General features: G+C 42.9%; 18 protein-coding genes. 11 read left to right on the top strand and 7 right to left on the bottom strand.

All coding sequences use genetic code 11. The features are described 5' to 3' along the window. Positions 1-42 precede the first annotated feature (42 nt). The 4 genes from L6421_RS06565 (at position 43) to L6421_RS06550 (ending at position 6255) form a co-directional block, all read left to right on the top strand. Positions 43-1500 (top strand): TrkH family potassium uptake protein, encoded by a 1458-nt coding sequence (locus L6421_RS06565; protein ID WP_237260684.1) that lies wholly within the window; start codon positions 43-45, stop codon positions 1498-1500. Further along, complete coding sequence (locus L6421_RS06560) at positions 1497-2174, top strand: potassium channel family protein (RefSeq protein ID WP_237260683.1); 678 nt, start codon at positions 1497-1499, stop codon at positions 2172-2174. Before L6421_RS06565 ends, L6421_RS06560 begins: the two co-directional genes overlap by 4 nt. 259 nt (positions 2175-2433) lie before the next feature. After that, the gene (locus tag L6421_RS06555; RefSeq protein ID WP_237260681.1) at positions 2434-5709 is read left to right on the top strand and encodes an EAL domain-containing protein; all 3276 of its coding nucleotides are present in this window, start codon (positions 2434-2436) and stop codon (positions 5707-5709) included. A gap of 81 nt (positions 5710-5790) precedes the next feature. Then, positions 5791-6255, top strand: a complete 465-nt coding sequence (locus L6421_RS06550; RefSeq protein WP_311195271.1) for a gamma-glutamylcyclotransferase family protein — start codon at positions 5791-5793, stop codon at positions 6253-6255. 108 nt (positions 6256-6363) lie between these two features. On the opposite strand, the gene L6421_RS06545 is transcribed toward L6421_RS06550, so the two are convergent. Together L6421_RS06545 and L6421_RS06540 are read right to left on the bottom strand one after the other, a co-directional pair. Continuing rightward, positions 6364-7014, bottom strand: coding sequence for a class I SAM-dependent methyltransferase (locus L6421_RS06545; RefSeq protein WP_237260677.1), 651 nt, complete (start codon positions 7012-7014; stop codon positions 6364-6366). Between the two features lie 273 nt (positions 7015-7287). Next, positions 7288-8439 (bottom strand): flagellin N-terminal helical domain-containing protein, encoded by a 1152-nt coding sequence (locus L6421_RS06540; RefSeq protein ID WP_311195297.1) that lies wholly within the window; start codon positions 8437-8439, stop codon positions 7288-7290. 283 nt (positions 8440-8722) lie between these two features. On the opposite strand from L6421_RS06540, the gene L6421_RS06535 reads away from it, so the two are divergent. From L6421_RS06535 to L6421_RS06525, 3 genes are all read left to right on the top strand, one after another. Then, positions 8723-9457: an MBL fold metallo-hydrolase gene (locus L6421_RS06535; RefSeq protein ID WP_237260675.1), complete on the top strand. Its 735-nt coding sequence runs from the start codon at positions 8723-8725 to the stop codon at positions 9455-9457. A 36-nt stretch (positions 9458-9493) separates the two neighbouring features. Beyond that, entirely contained in the window at positions 9494-10144 is a 651-nt protein-coding gene (locus L6421_RS06530; protein WP_237260673.1) for a hypothetical protein, read from the top strand. Positions 10145-10233: 89 nt separating this feature from the next. Then, positions 10234-10932 carry a dUTP diphosphatase gene (locus tag L6421_RS06525; RefSeq protein ID WP_237260671.1) on the top strand — a complete coding sequence of 233 codons (699 nt, stop codon included), beginning with the start codon at positions 10234-10236 and terminating at the stop codon, positions 10930-10932. Positions 10933-11059: 127 nt separating this feature from the next. Here L6421_RS06525 and L6421_RS06520 read toward each other — a convergent pair whose 3' ends face one another. Continuing rightward, positions 11060-11788 carry a DUF938 domain-containing protein gene (locus tag L6421_RS06520; protein ID WP_237260669.1) on the bottom strand — a complete coding sequence of 243 codons (729 nt, stop codon included), beginning with the start codon at positions 11786-11788 and terminating at the stop codon, positions 11060-11062. A 111-nt stretch (positions 11789-11899) separates the two neighbouring features. Next, positions 11900-13006 carry an alkene reductase gene (locus tag L6421_RS06515; RefSeq protein ID WP_237260668.1) on the bottom strand — a complete coding sequence of 369 codons (1107 nt, stop codon included), beginning with the start codon at positions 13004-13006 and terminating at the stop codon, positions 11900-11902. Positions 13007-13417: 411 nt separating this feature from the next. Here L6421_RS06515 and L6421_RS06510 point away from each other — a divergent pair, with 411 nt between their 5' ends. The 3 genes from L6421_RS06510 (at position 13418) to L6421_RS06500 (ending at position 15317) form a co-directional block, all read left to right on the top strand. Further along, positions 13418-14278, top strand: coding sequence for a hypothetical protein (locus L6421_RS06510; RefSeq protein ID WP_237260665.1), 861 nt, complete (start codon positions 13418-13420; stop codon positions 14276-14278). A 135-nt stretch (positions 14279-14413) separates the two neighbouring features. Then, a complete protein-coding gene (locus tag L6421_RS06505; RefSeq protein WP_237260664.1) occupies positions 14414-14737 on the top strand; it encodes a DUF4156 domain-containing protein in 324 nt (107 codons plus the stop codon). A gap of 55 nt (positions 14738-14792) precedes the next feature. Then, a complete protein-coding gene (locus L6421_RS06500; RefSeq protein WP_237260662.1) occupies positions 14793-15317 on the top strand; it encodes a GlcG/HbpS family heme-binding protein in 525 nt (174 codons plus the stop codon). 265 nt (positions 15318-15582) lie between these two features. On the opposite strand, the gene L6421_RS06495 is transcribed toward L6421_RS06500, so the two are convergent. Then, on the bottom strand, positions 15583-16752 hold the full coding sequence (locus L6421_RS06495) for a GNAT family N-acetyltransferase (RefSeq protein WP_237260660.1): 1170 nt from the start codon (positions 16750-16752) through the stop codon (positions 15583-15585). Positions 16753-16891: 139 nt separating this feature from the next. Further along, on the bottom strand, positions 16892-17758 hold the full coding sequence (locus L6421_RS06490; RefSeq protein ID WP_237260658.1) for a pirin family protein: 867 nt from the start codon (positions 17756-17758) through the stop codon (positions 16892-16894). A 158-nt stretch (positions 17759-17916) separates the two neighbouring features. Between L6421_RS06490 and L6421_RS06485 the strand changes: the two genes are divergently transcribed. After that, complete coding sequence (locus tag L6421_RS06485) at positions 17917-18822, top strand: LysR family transcriptional regulator (protein ID WP_237260656.1); 906 nt, start codon at positions 17917-17919, stop codon at positions 18820-18822. Between the two features lie 88 nt (positions 18823-18910). On the opposite strand, the gene L6421_RS06480 is transcribed toward L6421_RS06485, so the two are convergent. Next, positions 18911-19357, bottom strand: a complete 447-nt coding sequence (locus L6421_RS06480; RefSeq protein ID WP_237260654.1) for a hypothetical protein — start codon at positions 19355-19357, stop codon at positions 18911-18913. Positions 19358-19393: the final 36 nt, after the last annotated feature.

Genomic DNA, 19393 nt, shown 5'->3' with positions numbered 1-19393 from the left:
GAGAAAATCAAGATAATCCATTGATGCCGAGTCTAGCTATCTATGCTTTCATCTAAAATGAGCTATGCCGTTCGTATGCCGGTATTATTGAAATACCTTGGTTTACTGGCGTTTATGTTGGCGTTACTGACGCTTGCACCGCTCATTGCTTCAGTGCTTTTTCAAGATTACCAAATTACATTACGTTACTTGATTGTTATTGCGGTACTCATTATTTTTTGGGGGCTTTCACGCACTATTGAAGAACCTAGGCAAATTCAACAAAATGAGGCGCTAACCATTGTTGCGTTGGCTTTTATCGGTTCACCCTTGTTGATGACCTTTGCTTTTATGGGCAGCGGTTTATCCTTTTCCGATGCATTATTTGAGGCGGTATCGGCCATTACAACCACCGGTTTGTCTATGACCACTGATTTGGCAAACAGGCCGGAAACCTTTTTATTTGCTCGTGCTTGGATGCAATGGTATGGCGGCTTGGGAATTGTGGTGTTGTCTGTTGCTATTATGATGGGCAATCAGATTGTTAACCGCAGCCTTAGTGAGCCTTTGGGTGGTGAATCCTTAGCAACCACCACCCGTAGCCATGCACGCCGTGTATTGGCGATTTATGGTGTAATGACAGTAGTCGGTATTATGGTTGTTTGGATGCTATCGGGTAATTTCTTATTGGCAATCAACCATGTGCTGGCAGCGGTATCAACCGGTGGCTTTTCTTCTTTTGACATGAGTTTGCAAAGTGTTGACAGTTGGTCTATTCGGTTCACAATTATTGGCATAAGTTTGTGTGGCGCTTTACCTTTGTTGCTCTATGCGGTGATTTTTTCCAAAAACTGGCGAAAAGGTATTCAAGATACAGAGTTACTGGCGCTGGTTATAGCGATTTTTTTGATAACTTCTCTACTCTTTTTTTCTTTTTATATGCGTTCGGGGATGGATGCACAAGAGGCATTAGGCCATGCTTTTTTTCTTGGGATTTCCGCACAAACCACAACCGGTTTTAGTACTCTAGATCTAAGCACAATCGACGATAGCGCCAAATTGGGCATGATTATCTCCATGTTAGTTGGTGGTAGTGTGGGCTCTACATCCGGTGGCATAAAACTATTACGTTTAGTGATTTTATTTAGACTCATTCAAGTTATGTTGCAACGGACAACGATGCCGACGCATGCGGTAAACGAGCCTAGGTTAGGTGGCAAGTTACTGGAAAGTTCAGATATACAGCGTGTGCTTATGCTAGTCTTGTTGTTCATCGGTGTCATTGTGGTTTCTTGGTTGTTTTTTTTGCTGTATGGCTACCCGCCCATGGATGCTTTGTTTGAAGTAGTATCGGCCACGGCCACGGTGGGGTTAAGTTCGGGTATCACCTCCGCGGACATGCCAGAGGTATTGAAGTTGGTTTTATCTCTGGATATGTTGTTTGGACGACTGGAAATTATTGCTTTGCTCGTCGTCTTGTATCTTCCAAATTGGATTGGTAAACGTAAGGAATTAGTATGAAAGCAATTTTTGTTGGGGCAAGCCCGACGGCCATCATGACGGCAAAATCTCTGCTAGCACGAAACCATGAAGTGATTATTATTGAACGAGATAAAGAAAAAATCGATACGTTAACCACTGAATTCGACTGCGGTTTCCTACACGGAGATGGCAGTAAACCGTCAATTTTACGGGAAACCAATCCGCAAGAAGATGATATGCTTTTCTGTCTGACAGGTCATGATCAGACAAATATTATTGCCAGCTTGGTTGGCCGTTCATTAGGGTTTGACAAAGTGGTGACCAAAATTGAAGACCCGAGTTATGAACATATCTGCATAGAGCTGGGACTAGAAGCCACCATAATTCCTTCACGTACGATTAGTCGCCACTTGGCCGACATGTTTGAAGGTCGTGACTCGTTTGAACTCTCTACCATGTTTCGTTACGATGCATCCACCATTTCATTTGTTGCGCGGCAACAGCATGCTGGAGCAATTAACGAATTAGAACTACCTAAATCCAGTCGGATAATTTGCATCTACCGAAATGAAAAACTGATTATTCCTCAAGAAGCTGAAGAGATTGAAGAGGGGGATGAGGTGATTGTCATTACCTACCAGAAAAACCTTGAAGAGTTGCATGCCCAGCTAGATTTGGATAGCAGTAATAAGAAAAAAGTGTCTCCTGAATAATCCCCACAAGAAACGTTGAATTGTTGGTGTTAGAGTGAATTTTGATTCATGTCACATTGATCAGGCCTGGTAGGTTTAAGTATTAAAGAGTATGATTTTGTTATAAATCGTTATAATTTAGAATGATTTAGAATGATTTCAGCAAATTGGATTCAAGATGGATTGTAGCGTGTTTTGATTGTTAAAGTACTTTGCGATAGGTGGTGATTGTTATGAACACTATTCTGTAAGCAGGGTTGCCAAACAAGGAAGGAAATTTATGTCGGCGTTAGCTGTTAGTCAAATCATGACTTCTCAAGTCACAACGGTTGCGAAAGACACCTGTATGGCGGATGTGATGCATCTGATGCAAAAGAACAGAATCAGCTCTATCGTTATTGTCGAAAATGAAAAGCCAATCGGCATTTTCACCGAACGGGATGCCATTCTTTTAGTTCAGCAAAAACCGAATTTACAACAGATTAGCGTCGAGTCGCAAATGTCGTCACATTTGTTTTGTGTCACTCAAGACATGAGTTATCTAGAAGCTTATGAGTTGTTGTCAAACCGCGGTTTACGTCATTTGGTTATTGTCGATGAACTCGGCAAACTAGCCGGCATTATCAGTGAAAGTGACTTCCTAAAAAATATTGGTACCGAATATCTCATCCAATTTAAGGAAGTCGGAAGCCTGATGAACGCTAGGGTACTGATGCTTGAGCCCGATGATACCGTGATTGATGCCATTAATTTGATGTCGGAACAGCAGATATCCAGTGTTGTCATCCAAGAAAACGGAATTCCTATCGGAATCTATACCGAGCGCGATGTGGTTAACCTTGATGAGCATTATGATGAGGTTTTCTCAAGTCCGCTAAAAGAGGTGATGAGTTCACCAGTCAGCACTATTTTTGTCAACGCTTCGGTGTCTGATGCCATCAAACAAATGGACCAAAAACAGGTGCGCCGTTTAGTGGTGGTTGACCATACCAAAAACGCGGTTGGTCTGTTAAGTAGGCATGAGGTGGTAGAAAGTCTACGTAGTAGCCAGATAGAGTTTTTACAGCAGCAATTACAGAAAAAAAATTTGACGGTGAATGTTCTTGAGAAAGAACTGGAACGAGAAAGACGTGCCAACCAATTACAGCGACTCTTGAGTGAGACACAACGTATCGCCAAAATTGGCAGTTGGGAGTTCAACCATAGAACGCAAGAGCTGTATTGGTCAAAAGAAGTGTTCAATATTTTCAATTGTGACCAAAAGCATTTCAAACCATCGTTCGAGAATTTTCTTGACCTTGTTCATCCTGATGATAGGGCGAGTGTGGAGCAAGAGTATCAAAATGCGATCTCAACGGGGTCTATCTATGAACTCACACACCGTTTATTGTTGAATAATGGCAGCATCAAGTATGTAAAAGAGCGTGGTGAAACCTCTTTTGACGAAACCGGATTACCAATCAAGACCATTGGGACCGTCCAGGATATTACCGCTCAAAAGATGGCTGAAAACCATCTGCAACATACCTCTCAAGATTTAACCCGAGCACAAAAAATCGCAAAATTAGGCAACTGGTCCTACGAGGTCAGTACCCAAAAGATTGTTTGGTCAGAGGAGTTGTTTCGTATTTTCGGACAACCGGTTAAGGATTTCTTAGATTACCCAACTCTCATCTCCTGGCTTCACCCCGCCGACAGGGAAAGCCATGATCAATACATGCAGAACTTATTGGATTTAAAACCCAATGAGGAGTTGGGATTTTTTCAGTACCGCTTAGTGCACCCCAATGGCGATATTCGCTGGGTGAACGTGGCTGTTGAAGCGGAATTCAATCAACAAGGTGAACCCGTTTACTTTTTCGGTACGGTTCAGGATATTACCGAACAGCAACAAAAAGAGGCTCAGCTTCAGCAGTACGCCTCGATATTCGACAACCTCGCCGAAGGGATCTTGATAACGGATACGGCGAATAAAATACTCAATGTGAATGCGGCATTTACCAGGATTACCGGTTATTCGTTAGATGAGGTGATAGGCCAAACGCCGAATTTATTGCAATCGGGTCTGCATGATTCTAGTTTTTACCAACAGATGTGGCAAGAACTCTCCCTAAAAGGTCAATGGCAAGGAGAGGTGCTGAATCGCCGTAAGGACGGTTCTTTCTATCATGAATGGCTGGCGGTGAGTAGCATCAAAAACTCAAAAGGTGAAGTGCTTAACTATGTAGCGGTGTTTACCGATATCAGTTCCATCAAAAAAACCGAAGAAGAGTTAAGGTTTATGGCTCATCATGATGCCTTGACGAAACTGCCCAACCGTTTGTTGTTGGAGGAGCGTTTGTCCCACTCTTTAGAGCGTAGCAACCGTTCTCATACCAGTACGGCGATTTTATTTATAGATTTGGATCGTTTCAAAGAGATTAATGATAGTTTTGGTCACCCGGTTGGCGATCAGTTGTTAATTGAGGTCGCAAGTCGGTTAAAGCAAACCACACGTAAACAGGATACGGTTGCCAGGGTGAGTGGCGATGAATTTGTCGTTATCTTGGAAGACATTAAAAATATACCTGTCATAACGCAAATCGCCCAAAGTATATTAGAACGCCTTTCCGCCCCATTGAGTATCGATATTCATAACTTCAGAGTAACGACAAGTATCGGTATCGCAATAAGTCCCGATGATGGCACACAATCGGTCGATTTATTGAAGAAAGCGGATACGGCATTATACCGAGCCAAGGAACAAGGCCGAAATAACTACGAGTTCTTCTCGGAAGAGATGGCAACCGCCAACTTTGAATTGATGTATTTGAATAGTGCCTTACGCAAGGCATTAGAGAATGAGGAGTTTGTCCTCTATTATCAGCCGCAGGTAAACAGCCTAACAGGCAAAATAGTCGGTACCGAAGCCCTGGTACGCTGGTTGAGTCCGGATACCGGGCTGGTTGCGCCAAACCGGTTCATTCCTTTGACGGAAGACACTGGATTGATTGTGCCTTTAGGAGCCTGGATATTGAAAAAGGCATGCCTACAAATGAAAACCTGGCTTTCTGAAGGTATTGAGTTATCGCATATAGCGGTCAATATCTCAGGAAGACAGCTCTCTGATAAAAATATTGTTAGGACGGTGAGGGATGCGCTGAATTTTTCTGGGTTGGATGCACGTTATTTGGAACTTGAAATAACAGAAAGTACCATTATGCAGGAAGACCGTTATATTTCGGTGCTACATGAATTTAAAGCCTTGGGTATCCGACTTTCGATTGATGATTTTGGGACAGGGTATTCCTCCTTGTCACGACTTAAACACATGCCTATTGATAAACTGAAAATTGACCAGTCTTTCATCAAAGGAGTGCCAGGTAATAAAGATGATGAGATGATTACTCAGACGGTAATCGGTTTGGCGCAAAATTTCGGCTTGGAAATACTTGCCGAAGGGGTCGAAACCCAAGAGCAACTCGAGTTTTTAAAACAAAATAACTGTCACTATATCCAAGGTTACTTTTTCAGTAAGCCGCTGCCTTTTAATGAGATAGATTTTTCTAAAAGATGAACGCTTATTGCCAAGTTTATGAATAACAGGCGTTACTAGGTTAAAAATCTCCATTGAAGGGTTTATTTCGTTCAAGGAATTATGAGGGTAAAAGGTCGCATTACCTGCAAATCGCCTATGAATCACTGTTTTACCTATGGCACCTTAATGTGCCAAGAGATTATGCAAGAAGTCTGTGGCGATAGCTTCCACTCCGTGCCAGGCCAAATAACCGGTTTTAGCCGCAGATGTATACAAGGTGAGTATTATCCTGGAATCCTCGCCAGTACCGAGGATACAGTTGAAGGAGTCCTGTATTTGGATGTTTCATCACAAGCTTGGCGGCGGTTAGATGTTTTTGAGGGTGAACAGTATCAGCGGCAGTGGGTTGCAGTGCAGCTTGAAAATGGTTCTACCTTAATGGCTGAGACTTATGTGATTCGCACTGAGTTTATCGATGTGTTAGATAACAAAAAGTGGTCTTTCGATGACTTTTTAAAAAATGGCAAAACCCATTTTCAAAGTCAGTATAGCGGTTATGAAGCCATTGACACCGAAACGGTATGACTGGTGGTGTTTGTTAGGTTGGTATCGGTATTTTTGTAACCATAGGTTTTGTAACGATAGATTTTATAACTACATGACCTGAAATGACCAGGCCTGGTAGTTTTGTTTTCAATCTCGTTTATAACTCAAAATAAAGCCATTGAACGGTATGGATTCATCGGAAATATCGGGTTTGTATTGGCTGTGTTTATAACCGAATTCAACCATTTTTTTACTAAAACGACTGTGGTTGCCACGACCTGGATCAACTAAGATGATTTCACACTTTGGATTGGCGTGTTGATTGATGAATTTAGATAATAGGTCAATATGATTTCTTTCGTACAATAAATCAGAACCAATAATCAAATCGAATTTCCCTAGACCTAAATGTTCGTCTTTCCAGTCGGTTCGTAAAAATGGAATCTCTTTACCATTATTCAATGTTACGTTTTTAGCTAAAAAGTTACCGGCTTGAGGGTGGTAGTCTGTTGCGGTGATGTCGGCATTGCGGGTGTTGAGCAATATACTGGATAAACCGATACCGCAGCCGAGTTCCAAGATTCGTTTACCTTTGATATCAAAGTCTTGCATTTTATTGGCAAGGATTTGACTGGATTCCCATACCACACCGAATAGTGACCATTGTGCGGAAGAGATACCCAAAGAGTGGGCTTCACCTAAAGGGTCAGAAAATTGCTGTTTATCTCTAAGACAACGTAAATGAATATCTTGGTTATCGAATTCAATGGTTTGGTAGCGGATACGCGGTGTTGGCATTTAAACCTCTATTTGGGAAAAGAACGCAACAAACCTGGTTAAAAATCGCTACGGCAAAGCATTTACTATACGCGCTATTGATTTAATTTGTGTAAATTAAAATCGGGAACTGAAAATAGGGTGGTGTTTTTGTCATTTATAACTCGGCCCCTAATGCATTGAACAAAATGTATCGAACAAAATAGAAAAGGGTTGTTATTTTGTTGGCATTTTAATCGGATTTTTGGGGAGGATGATTATGAATCAAGGTCTTGATAAATCATCATTGGGCAATCATCTAAGTAGGTTATTGATTATGTTGAGTGGAACGTTTTTGGATTGAGCCAACATCGCTGTCGCGGATTGATTTAAGATCAGCTCTTTAGTATAGGTTGCCACGGTTTTGGCATAGTCGGCATCCTGTATTATTGAGCGAACTCCTTTGTCGATTTCGATTTTGCTTTGTAAGCTATGGTGAACCTGCTGCAAGCGGTTAAGTGTGCTACCGGTTTCAGTTAAGAAGTCGGTCAAAACCCCTAAACGCCGATCGATGGTATCGATTGAAGTCGTGGCACTCGCTTGGGTACGGATATCCATTGCTGAACCGGGTGGTTCAGGTTCCGGTGGTGGTGTGCCAGCGGGAATTGAGGTTTGTGAAATACTAAACGGTGCACCCAATGGGCCATCAATCGCACTAAAACTCATCGCGCCAGTGGAGACATCGCCATTACTATTACTGAGTACAATCGAACCATCACCACTATTGAAAGCAGCGCTGTAACCAGCGGTTTGTAATGCGGAGTTGGTATTGACCCAGTTGGCAAGGACACTATTAAACCCAGCACCATTGTTGGCGGTTGCGGTATTGGGAGCCAATAAACCATTGGCAATATCGTAACTGATGTTTAAGGTTTCACCTGCCAAAGATATATTGACACTGTCACCTAATGGAATCCCGAGAACGTTGATTATCCCATCAAAGCCGGTTGGTTGATTGATTTGGCTTTTGGCAAAGCTAGTCGGTGTCGGATTGCTTGATAGGGCGTCTAAGTTACCGATATTGATGGTTTTAACCGGCACTTTATTGCCTTGACTAACTTCAAAATCAACTTGAATGCCTATTTCACCATCGGTATTGAGTAGATTATGCCCATTGAACGTCACGCTGTTGCCAATTCGACCAATCTCTTTATAGAGTGCTTGGAACTCTAAATCCATCTGTTCACGATCGTCATTGCTGTAGGTGCCGTTGAGCGACTGAATGCCAAGTTCTCGCATACGTTGGTAGAGGGTGTTAACTTCTTGAACACTGCCATCCATGGTTTGGGCGACGGAAACACCATGCAGTGTATTGACTTGAGCTTGTTGATTCCCCATCACCATTCGGGTCAGGCCTGAAATGATGTTTGACCCAGCAGCGTCATCCCTGCTTGCATTAATTCTCAGACCTGTGCTTTAGGGTTTGCATACTTTGATTTAGGCCGGATTGAGTCTGATTCAACACATTGATTGCACTCAAGGATTGTACATTGGTATTTATAATGAGTGGCATGTTAAAAAAGTTCCGTTTATTTATAATTTAGATATTCCTGAGTTCTGTTTCGGCCGAAAAGGACATTTCTTTAAGTATTTTTATATGGATATGGGGGGGATTACTTAAGACCGAGCGGTATTAATCGAGTAGAATTGCATTGAAATTTAATATTTTCTTTAACTTAGAGAGAGCCTTTTGCAAGACAGTCAATTTGAATTAGTGGTATTGGGAACCGGTGGTGGAGCGTCGGCTATTTATGATGGCTTGGCCAGTAGCAGTTTTATGTTGTTACATCAGGGAACACCTTTTTGCCTGGTAGATTTGGGGCTGGGGGTTGGACGAGAAGTGGTTACACAATTTCCGCAGTTTTCGCAATTTCCGCGTAATGTCATCATCACCCATAACCATTCTGATCACTCTGGTGATTTACCTGTGGTGTTGCGGGTTGAGCAAGCCCGTGGTAACAAGATGCAAGTCTTTGCCGCTAAAGAGGTTTCTAGGCGATTGCAAACCTATCGTATGGCGGAACACTTACAACAACTTTCCGTTGAAGAGTTGGCGGATTGGCCTGAAATCGAACCTTTCCAAAGTGTTGAATTAAGTCATGGTCTTACGATTGAATTTTATCCGGGGTTTCATTCTGAACTGAGTTATGGTTTTGTATTACGCGACCAGCAAGGTCAAGCGCGCTTGGGTTACACCGGAGACAGTTGTGTGGATAGCGGTCTATATGATTTTATACAACAAGCCCAGGTCTGTATTTTCGATGCAAGGCTGAAGCCCAATACCTGGCATGCCAGTTTTGCTGAATTAAAAGACGTTCTTAAGGCCAATGCTTATATCATCGGTCATGGGTTGACTGCATCGCAGGTTCAACAGGAATTTTTATCCTTGCCATTATTAGTGGCCTCGCAACGTATCACATTTTAATCACTCATTAATCTAAAGTTCTTAAAGGTCAATTTGATGTTAAATACCGCAGAATTCGTAAAGCAGCTGATTCGTTTCTTCTATTCATTTTCACCGTACTTTTGGTTGGATAGCTATTACAAACGCCGAGAGAGTGAGTTTGTTGCCGAATCTGACGCATGGCAAAAAATCCGCGATAAACGTCTGTTCTTGTCTGAGTTTTATATCGTGGGTTGGTTGGGATTGTCCGTGGTGGTGACGGTGGCAACCGTCTTGTTTCCATCGATTCATTGGCCGCAATGGATAATGCTGTTGATGATGGTGCGAATCTTTGGAATCGTCAATAAAGAGTTGGGGGTGATACTGTTTGGCATTTGTAAAATCACCGAAGGTTCGATGGTCTCAGCCACGGGTCGAGTCATCGTATTGGCGATGGTCAATTTTTTAACCGCGATGTTTCTGTTTGCTGGCTTGTATCAGATGAACGGCGTGTTCAACGATGCGCCTGACTATTTGCAGAATGCTTGGCCAGTGGCTGGCCTAGTGCATTCCTTGAATGTGCAATTTACCATGTCCGGCGCATTCACACCCGATAACCTCTTTACTTGGTGGTTAACCACCGCACAAGGCATGTTTTGTTTTGTGTTTGGAACGATTGTCATCTCGCTTTTTGTCTCTTTACTGAATGTAAAACCCTTAAGAGCCTAATGCGATTTGATCCACTCAAAGGTGAATTACCACACTGAAGCACACTTAAAATTTTAAGTGTGCCAGTTAACTAGATACTCAGGAATTTTATGCAAAACCCACAAATCGTAGACTCAATCAATGAAATGCTCACTATGCAAAATACCTTAAATGAGGCCACCAATGGCGTGGATTGGCGTTCAGGTGTGACTGTGTTGGGTAAACCAATCAATTGGCGTCGCTGTATCGTCATGGAGACTGCAGAGTTGATTGACAGCTACCCTTGGAAGCACTGGAAGGCAGTGGATGCAAAAACCGATATGGAAAACGTGCGGGTTGAGCTGGTGGATATTTGGCATTTTCTGCAGAGCCTGGTACTTGAGCATTTTGAGTTGGAGAGAGCCGCAACCATCCTGGCGCAGGTGTTATCCTCAAAAGGGAACCCAGCTCAAAATACCGCTTCTTTGTCGGTGATTGAACAAGTAGAAGTGCATGAAAAGATGCTGGCCACCGCGTTAGAAGCTGGTGAGGTTTCTGAGGGCTATTTAGAGCGTTTGACAAAGGCTTTTGTCGATTCATGCAGCATGGCCGACTTGAGCTTTACACAGCTGTATCAAATCTACATGGCCAAGAATGTGTTGAATCAATTCCGCCAAGACCACGGATATAAAGAGGGGACTTACATTAAAGAGTGGCATGGCAAAGAGGATAATGTGGTGATGTTTGAAATCATTGCCGAGATGACTGACTTTTCGGGTGATGAGTTATATATCCGTCTTAAAGAAAGTTATAAGAATCTCCCTGTTTGATCTATTTGCCGTCAACACGTATTTTGAATCTGGACGCTATAAAACCGCAATTACCTTCTTGATGGCTTTAAACACCTGATATGAGCAACATCAGGTGTTTTTATCAATCGAAGATTGATTTATGATGTTATTCGAACATCTCTCTAAAAACTTCATCAGCCAGTTCAGACACTGATATTCCCCTTTTATTTGCCTCATTGATAATCCGGTTCATTTTTTCAATTTCACGTTGAGGGAGTCTCTTTTTTGATTTTTTCCAAACTAAAATTCGGTTGTTCATCGGCATTTCAAAGTCGTCAAGCAGGGTTAATCCCGCTTTATTGGCTAAAGCGTCACACCATTCAAAATCTTTAATACCACTTTGAGGGTTGCGGTTTTTGAGCCAAATATCAAAGTTGGCGTTACTGTCACTGGTGAATTGGCCGTTGTAGTTGAAAGGGCCGTAAATCAGGACGAGAGCATTGTCATTCAGAACTTTGGAGACGTTTTTAAAGAAATCCTCCACATTGTGTTCGCCCATAATGTGAAAACTATTGGCACTGAAAACGGCGTCATATCGAGTGTTAGGCCAGGTATCTTCTGAAACATTCAGTTGAAAGGGAGGGAGCACATTGGGCAAGTTCGCGTCATTAAGCCATTGTTTTATGCCCGAATGGGACTCAAGCAAGTCGGAGGTTTGCCAAGTCAATTGCGGCATTTGTTCCGCAAAAAATACCGCATGCTGCCCGGTACCACTGGCAATTTCCAATAGGGTTTGTCTATCAGCCAGAAGCGGGGCGATAATCTTCAGGATAACGTCTTTGTTTTCTTCACTGGATTGTGAAAAAGGTTTGTTATAAGGCGGTTGTATCTGCATGTTGGGCTTGCTCTATGAATCTCTGATAGCTGAAATTGTATAGCAAACCAAACAAATTACCAGGCCAGCTAAGTTGGACTGGTAATTTGCGTTGATTTCTAATGAACTGGATTATGCCTGATTCATGAATGGGTAGTCGGTATAACCCTCAGGCCCTTCCGTGTAGAAGGTGTCTGGATCAGCCTCGTTCAAGGCTACGCCGGCTTGAATACGTTCTGGCAAATCAGGATTGGCCAAAAAGCTTACCCCAAAGGCAATCGCATCAATGTTGCTGTTGGCAATGGCGGCTTCGGCTTCATCGGCATCGTATCCCATATTGCTAATTAGGTTGCCTTGATAATTTTTTTCACATACCTCGAGAACTTCCTCTTTTTGAAGGCCAAAAAAGTCGCTTCGCATGATATGTAGATAAGCCAGGTTGTAATCATTGAGTTTGTTACATAACCATTCCGTTAGGGCGATTGGATTGCTGTCTCGCATGTCGTTGTAACTGTTGAGGGGTGAAATTCTCAACCCTACACGATCACTGCCCCAAACATCAATGGTTGTCTGTAACACTTCTAACAAGAAACGGGCACGATTTTCAATGGAGCCTCCGTAGCTATCGGTTCTGTGGTTGCTTCCGTCACGCAAGAATTGGTCTATTAAATAACCATTGGCACCATGCACTTCAACGCCGTCGAATCCGGCGGCTTTGGCATTGATCGCCGCTTGTTTGAAACCCTGGATAACCGTTGGAATCTCTTCCAAAGTCAGTGCGTGGGGCACGCTGTAAGGCAGCTTTCCTTCTGGGGTATGTACTTCAGCTTCAGCGGCGATGGCACTAGGAGCCACCGGTGTTTTACCTTGGTTGAGTGCCGGGTGACAGGTACGGCCACCATGCCAAATCTGCAGGAAGATTCGACCGCCTTTTTCGTGTACCGCATCGGTGACTTTTTTCCAGCCATCGATTTGCGCTTGAGAGTAGATGCCTGGCTCCTTCCAGAAGGAGCTACACCCCTCCATCGCCATAGTCGCTTCGGCAATTAATAAGCCAGCGCTGGCACGTTGTGCATAGTATTGCGCCATCAATTCATTGGGTTGATGGATTTCACCTGCGCGGGCACGGGTAAGCGGCGCCATGAAAATACGGTTTGGGCATTCGATGGCTCCGAGTTTTATGGGGGTGAATAGGCTTGGGTACTGGCTTTTCGCCTGGTTTTGCATCTGGTCTTTCATGAGAACCTCGTGATTTTTTTTATTTGACCGACAAAGCAACAACTCTGTTGGGCTTTTTTTCAACATAAAAATAGTAACACGGCCGAATAAGATGCATCACGTTTAGTTGATGAAAACTGTGTTGCGTTTATCGCAAAGATAAAAATAAAAAGCGAACTCTTCAGCATGGATTCAACAAGACTTACCAGGCCTGGTGAGGTACTCGGATGTTTTCGAAAGAGCGAGCCGCAATGCGGTGATAGACAGAGCTATTAGATGGCTTGAGTTGCACCAAATTAGCACCTTTTTCGATATGCAGACGACGGGGATTTCCCTCAAATAAGATGTTATTCGGTTAACTGATTGAATTTTAAAATGAATATGATTTTGGCGTTTTGGTCGCTATAAAGACGGTAATTAAGGAGAATTACCATGCAAGAGTTTATCAGTATCTATAACGAACATAAATCGGGAATTGAAAAGTTCCTGTTTGAGACGTTGCGCAACAACGCACAATATATGACAAGCGATGTGAGCACGATTAAAAGTTTTTTTGGAATATTCCCCAGTTTAGAGCTGATTTATGTCAGTGATGACAAGTTCAAACAGACATCCCCGAATATCTTTAGACATAAACTTCTGACTACGGCAAGAGGTAAAAACCGCAGTTATTTAGCTACCCAAATGGTTAAAAAAGAGGAGGGGGTGTTTATCAGTGCGCCTTATATGAGTTCGGCAACCGGTGAATCCTGTATCACCATGATGGTGTTTACCAATAATCAAAACTTCTTTTTTGACTTCAATTTAAGCAGCCTGTTATCCCGTTTTGGCCTGGTAGAACGCCATCCTACTTTCAACTTTGTTACCAAGGCGTTCTATTTCGGTATTGGTGTGTCTTTGATGTTCTTTTCGGTTATGTCGATTGGTTATGCGTTTTACGACTACTTTTTACAATTGGTCAACCCTTCGGAATATACCCTGGAAAGTGTCTTTAAACCGATTATCGCTTTGACAATGGGCTTGGCGATATTTGATTTAGCCAAGACCCTATTGGAAAGAGAGGTGGTTTATAAGGCTTATTCGGATAAAAAAGACGAGGCAAGGCTGTTATCCAAGTTTTTAACGGCGATTATTATCGCCTTATCCATTGAAGCGTTGATGGTGGTCTTCAAGATGGCTTTGCATGATGCATCACAGATGCTTTACGCGCTGTATTTGATTATTGGTATCGCTTTGATTATTTTATCCCTAGCCTTTTATACCAAAGTGAATGCCGACAAGAAATTGAAATAAGGGTTGCCTGGCATGCATATCAATCGACTTTGTGGTGTGGGTCTATTTATAAGCTTAAGTTAAATTCTTGTTTCGCTTTAAGCAAATAAAACTTTGGTTTATAGTGTTGTTACTATTTCAATAATGGATATCAACATGAAAAAAATCTTATTGCTCGGCATGGGCTTATCTTCGGTTTTCTTACTGTCCGCTTGTAGTTGGATTCAACCTCTACCAGGCGCGTTTAACGTCGCTTTACTTGAAGAGAAGGATGTGACGGGGTGTACTAAACTCGGTACCACAACGTCTTCTGTATTGAGTCATGTGGGGCTTTACGATAGAGATACGGCGGCTATCAAAAAAGATTTGATCTTATTGGCAAAAAATGAGGCCGTGAATATGCGTGGCGACACCATTGTAGCCATTTCACCTTTGCAAGATGGCAGAATGGAGTTTGCCATTTATGATTGCGTTAAATAGCCCATCTTTGAATAATCAAAGCTTTAAATAATGAATCGTTTTTAGGAGTGTTGCCATGCAGTGTCTAGCGGATAGCATTAAAAACAAAACGTCTTATACAGCCGGTTTTATTCTGGGCTTGAGCCTGCTTTTCCCGGTGACGGAGATTTATGCCGAGGATGTGTTGGAAGAGAAAAACATCGGTATGGAACTAGCACGAGACTTAGCCAGCGAAGCGGTTATGGCCTGCCGTCAGCAAGGTTTTTCGGTAAGTGCCGTGGTGGTTGATAAGCATGGTAACCAGCGTGTTGCCTTACGTGATGATTTCGCCTCTAAATTCACCCTGCAGATCGCCGAAGAAAAAGCGAATGCGACCATTATGTCGGGTTTGAAATCGGGTGATTTCAGAGCTAAAAGAGGGGATATCCGTCCGGAATTGAACCACGTAGATGGCGTTTTGATGATGGTGGGTGGTGTGCCGATTGTCAGCGGTGGCGCGAGAATCGGTGCGATTGGTGTGAGCGGTGCACCGGGTGGTGAAAAGGATGAGGCTTGTGTTTTAAAAGCCTTGGAAAAGCTAGAGGATCGTTTGGTTTTTTAATTTTAATCTACATTAACATTGTTTAATAAATAATTGTTTTGAAAGGGTATGTTGTTGTTTAATGATAATGATGGTTTAGCGTTTGAGATTGCTTTTCATTCATACGAAACATACATAATCAAGCCGTTGATTTGATGAGTGTTTAAATCCTGCCAGGCCTGGTAATGTCCTATCAGACAAAGGTTGTCTCGCATAAAGATTGTAGGCTCGGATTTGATTGGATTGCTTAATCTGGTTGCTTAGTCCAATTCCTTAATCCAATTCCTTAATCGGATTGATATGGTGAGTGTTGTCGGCACTCTTGCATATAATCTTCAATCGCCTGTTTTTCGTGCTCAATAAAGCGGCTGATCCCTTGCTCAAATGGGTTTACCGTTAACCAGTGGGTGGATTGCATCGCAACCGGACTAAAGCCTCGGGCAATTTTGTGTTCACCTCCCGCGCCAGGTTCAAAAACTTTTAAGCCATGTTCTATGGCATATTCAATACCTTGGTAAAAACAGACTTCAAAATGCAGGTGTTTGACCTCATGTGCCGCCCCCCAATGTCTACCGTATAAGTGGGTGTCGGATTTAAACATCAATGCGCCGGCGATACATTCGTTTTGATGATCAGCCAATACCAAAACGATATTGTCGGCCAGGGAATCACCAATTTTCTTAAAAAATTCCAGATTGAGGGTTGGGGTGCTCCATTTTTCAATGAAGGTCTTTTGGTAAAAGAAGTCAAAGTCCTGCCAATCTTTTTCAGTGGCCTGATGCCCATCTAATACACGGTAGCGGATGCCTGTCTGTTGAATGGCTTTGCGTTCTTGACGGATGTTTTTGCGTTTTTTCGGTTTGAGTTGCGCTAAAAAATCATCAAAATGGCGGTAGTTTCGGTTGTGCCAATGGAATTGACAATCATGCCGAATGTAGCTGTTTGGATTCTCCTGTTTGGCCAACCACGCTTGCTGTTCCGGTTTGGCAAACAAAATATGGGCACCACTCATATTCTGTTGTTCACAAAACCCGGTCATACTGTCGAACAATAGGGTTAACAGTTGGTTTTGTTGTTCAGCCGGTAATTGGCTGTCGATTAACAATCGTTGTCCTAAAACCGGGGTGTAAGGGGTAGCAGAAACCAATTTGGGATAATAGGGTAAGCCAATCTGGTTCCACGCTTGTTCCCAGGCCTGGTCGAATACAAATTCGCCGTAGTTATTGTGTTTTTCATACAGTGGCATGCCTGCCACCAATCGGTTTTGACTGTTGTAGATAGCGATATGATGCGGAATCCAGCCATAATCTTCACTCACACAATGGTGCTCTTCCAAGGCGTGCAAAAAAGCGTATTTAATGAATGGGTGGTCATTCTCGACTAAAGCATTCCATTGATCTGCTGGGATTTCAGAAATCCGCGAATGAATCTTGATTTGATATTGCTGGCTTGGCATAAGTTTTCTTGCTTGGCATTGGGTTTTAGCGTTAATCGTTATCTCTGTAATCAAATCAACCAGGCCTGGTCGTTTAGTGGTTTTTACCAGGCCTGGTCGTTCTATCTTGGTTTAAAACAACGGTTTTCCAATCATAGCATTAAAACAGGCCGTTATTATAATCGCTGATGGCTTGTTTAATCTCTGCTTGGGTGTTCATCACAAAAGGGCCGCCTTTGGCAATCGGCTCATTGATCGGGTTGGCGGCGACCAGTAAAAACCGGGTGTCGTCTGCGGTGGCACTCAAGTGGACATTCTCGCCTTCACTTAACACAGCCAGTTCCTTGGCTTGAATCTGCTCAACCCCTGGGATTGCATTGTGCACCTTGAGTGAACCGGAAATGAGATAAATGAAAGCATTGGCATTGAAATCTAAGCTTTCTGTGAACTCGGCACCTTTAGGTAGTTGTACGTCTATCATTAACGGCTGAATGTAATCATTTTTGACTGGGCCAATTGTACCTGAAGAGGTTTTGCCGGTGATCACTTTGATGGTTGTGGCTTTATCGGTCCCCCCATCGCGCTGTTCAACGGCGATTTTCTCAGGCGTGAACTCTTGGTAGCTGGCATCGACCATTTTGGCGTAAGAGGGCAAGTTAACCCAGAGTTGGAAACCCATCAATAAGCCATCTTCCTGCTCGGGCATTTCAGAGTGGATAATGCCTTTGCCGGCGGTCATCCATTGCACGCCGCCCGTTTCAATCACGCCTTCATGCCCCTTGTTATCTTTATGGCGCATCTTACCCGCCAGTAAATAGGTCACGGTTTCAAATCCTCTATGAGGGTGAGGGGGAAAGCCGGCAATGTAGTCGTTCGGGTCTGTCGATTCAAAGTAATCAAGCATTAAAAAAGGGTCTAGGTAGTTCAGTTCCGGGCTGCCGATAATTCGGGTTAGACGGACTCCGGCGCCATCGGAAGCAGGCATTCCTCTTGTTTTACCGATAACGGTTCGATAGGTTTGTCGCATGGTTTTATCCTCTTGAATAGCCTTGTCTATTGCATGACTAGGTCTGTATGGATTTAGATATAGCATAACTGTTGTTTTATTGAGAATAAACTGGCAAAATTTCAATTAAGTGTTCTTTTTTTGGCAACACTACGCGTTTGTTTTCACTCGAGGTAATCATGGGACAATTAGAGGACATCCAGGTTTTTTTACGAGTTGTCGAATCTGGCGGCATTAGCCGTGCCGCTGAACAGCTCAATATCGCTAAATCCGCAGTAAGTCGACGTTTAACTGAATTGGAAAGTCGTCTACAAACGAAGTTGATTCATCGAACGACTCGGCGCTTTAATCTGACCGAAGCGGGTAAACTCTACTATGAGAGGGCTTTAGGTGTGGTGGATTCGGTTAAAGAGCTGGATAATGTCGTGGTAAAGTCGAGTGAACATTTCGAAGGCCAGTTGAATCTGGCTTTACCGCTCTCTTTCGGGTTATTGCATATGACTCCGGTCATCGATGCTTTTATGAAAAAACATCCTAAGCTGAAAATCAAAGTCGATTTATCCGATAAGGAGATCAACTTGGTGGAAGAAGGGGTTGATATCGCTTTTAGAATCGGGGTGTTACATGACTCTTCGATACAAGCGAGAAAGATATTGCCGATAGAGCTGGTGATTTGTGCCAGTCCAGAATACCTTGAGATCCAGGGGGAACCGAATTCGGTTAAGGAATTGAGTCAACGAACCTTTTTACGTTACTCTGCGGAAAGCGCTGAAACGTTCACGTTAATCGATAAACAAGGCGCTGAAGAGACCCTAGCCATCAAAGGACGTTTGCAATCCAATAATGGTGACTTTTTGAAAATGTTGGCGATGGGTGGACACGGTTTGGTGGTCATCCCCACGTTTGTCTGCTGGCGAGAACTGCAATCAGGCGAGTTGATTAGAGTCATGCCCGATTATAAGTTACCGACTTTAAATGGCTATGCGATTTATCCGCAGAACCGTTTTTTATCACAGAGTGCACGTGGGTTTATCGACTTTTTGGTGGAGTATTTTTCGGGTAAACCTTATTGGGATGCTATATAGAGGCTATCTATTCGCGCCAATAAAAAAGTCCGCTTGATGGTAAAAACCTCCAAGCGGACTTTATCACGGCAATGATACGTTAGGTTGTTCAGTGAGTAACCATATCGTTAAATAGGTTTTGCTGACCCATCAAGATATCGATTTCGTCTTGTGTTAAATAGTCATGTTCATGTGGTTGCTTGCTGGCTACCGCACTAGGTAGTTCAAAAGGGTAGTGTTTGAGTTGGTTTTCATTCAAACTATTTACAAATTTTTGTAATGCGATAATCACCTGACCGTTCAAATCGCGGTTGGTCTGTTCCAGAATGATGTCATGTAATTGATTGACCCAGTTCATCTGTGTGGCTCTAACCAATTCTGAATGACTTTGTAGATTACCGCTCTCAATGGCCGCTTGGTAACCCTCGGTTAAATGTTTGATATCGGCAATAATCATTTCAGCAATTTGAATCGTCTGTTCAGAAGTGGTTTCTAAACGCTGATCGATAAACTCTAAACAAGTTTGAATTTTTTGTGTGGTATTCATGGTCGACATGGTGAGTTTCCTTTTATTCTTTATCTGTAAAAGTGT

The organism is Thiomicrorhabdus immobilis (assembly GCF_021654855.1).
GTDB classification, from domain to species: domain Bacteria; phylum Pseudomonadota; class Gammaproteobacteria; order Thiomicrospirales; family Thiomicrospiraceae; genus Thiomicrorhabdus; species Thiomicrorhabdus immobilis.
Note: the sequence above shows the minus strand (reverse complement) of the source record. Positions and strands in the feature narration are given on the sequence as shown.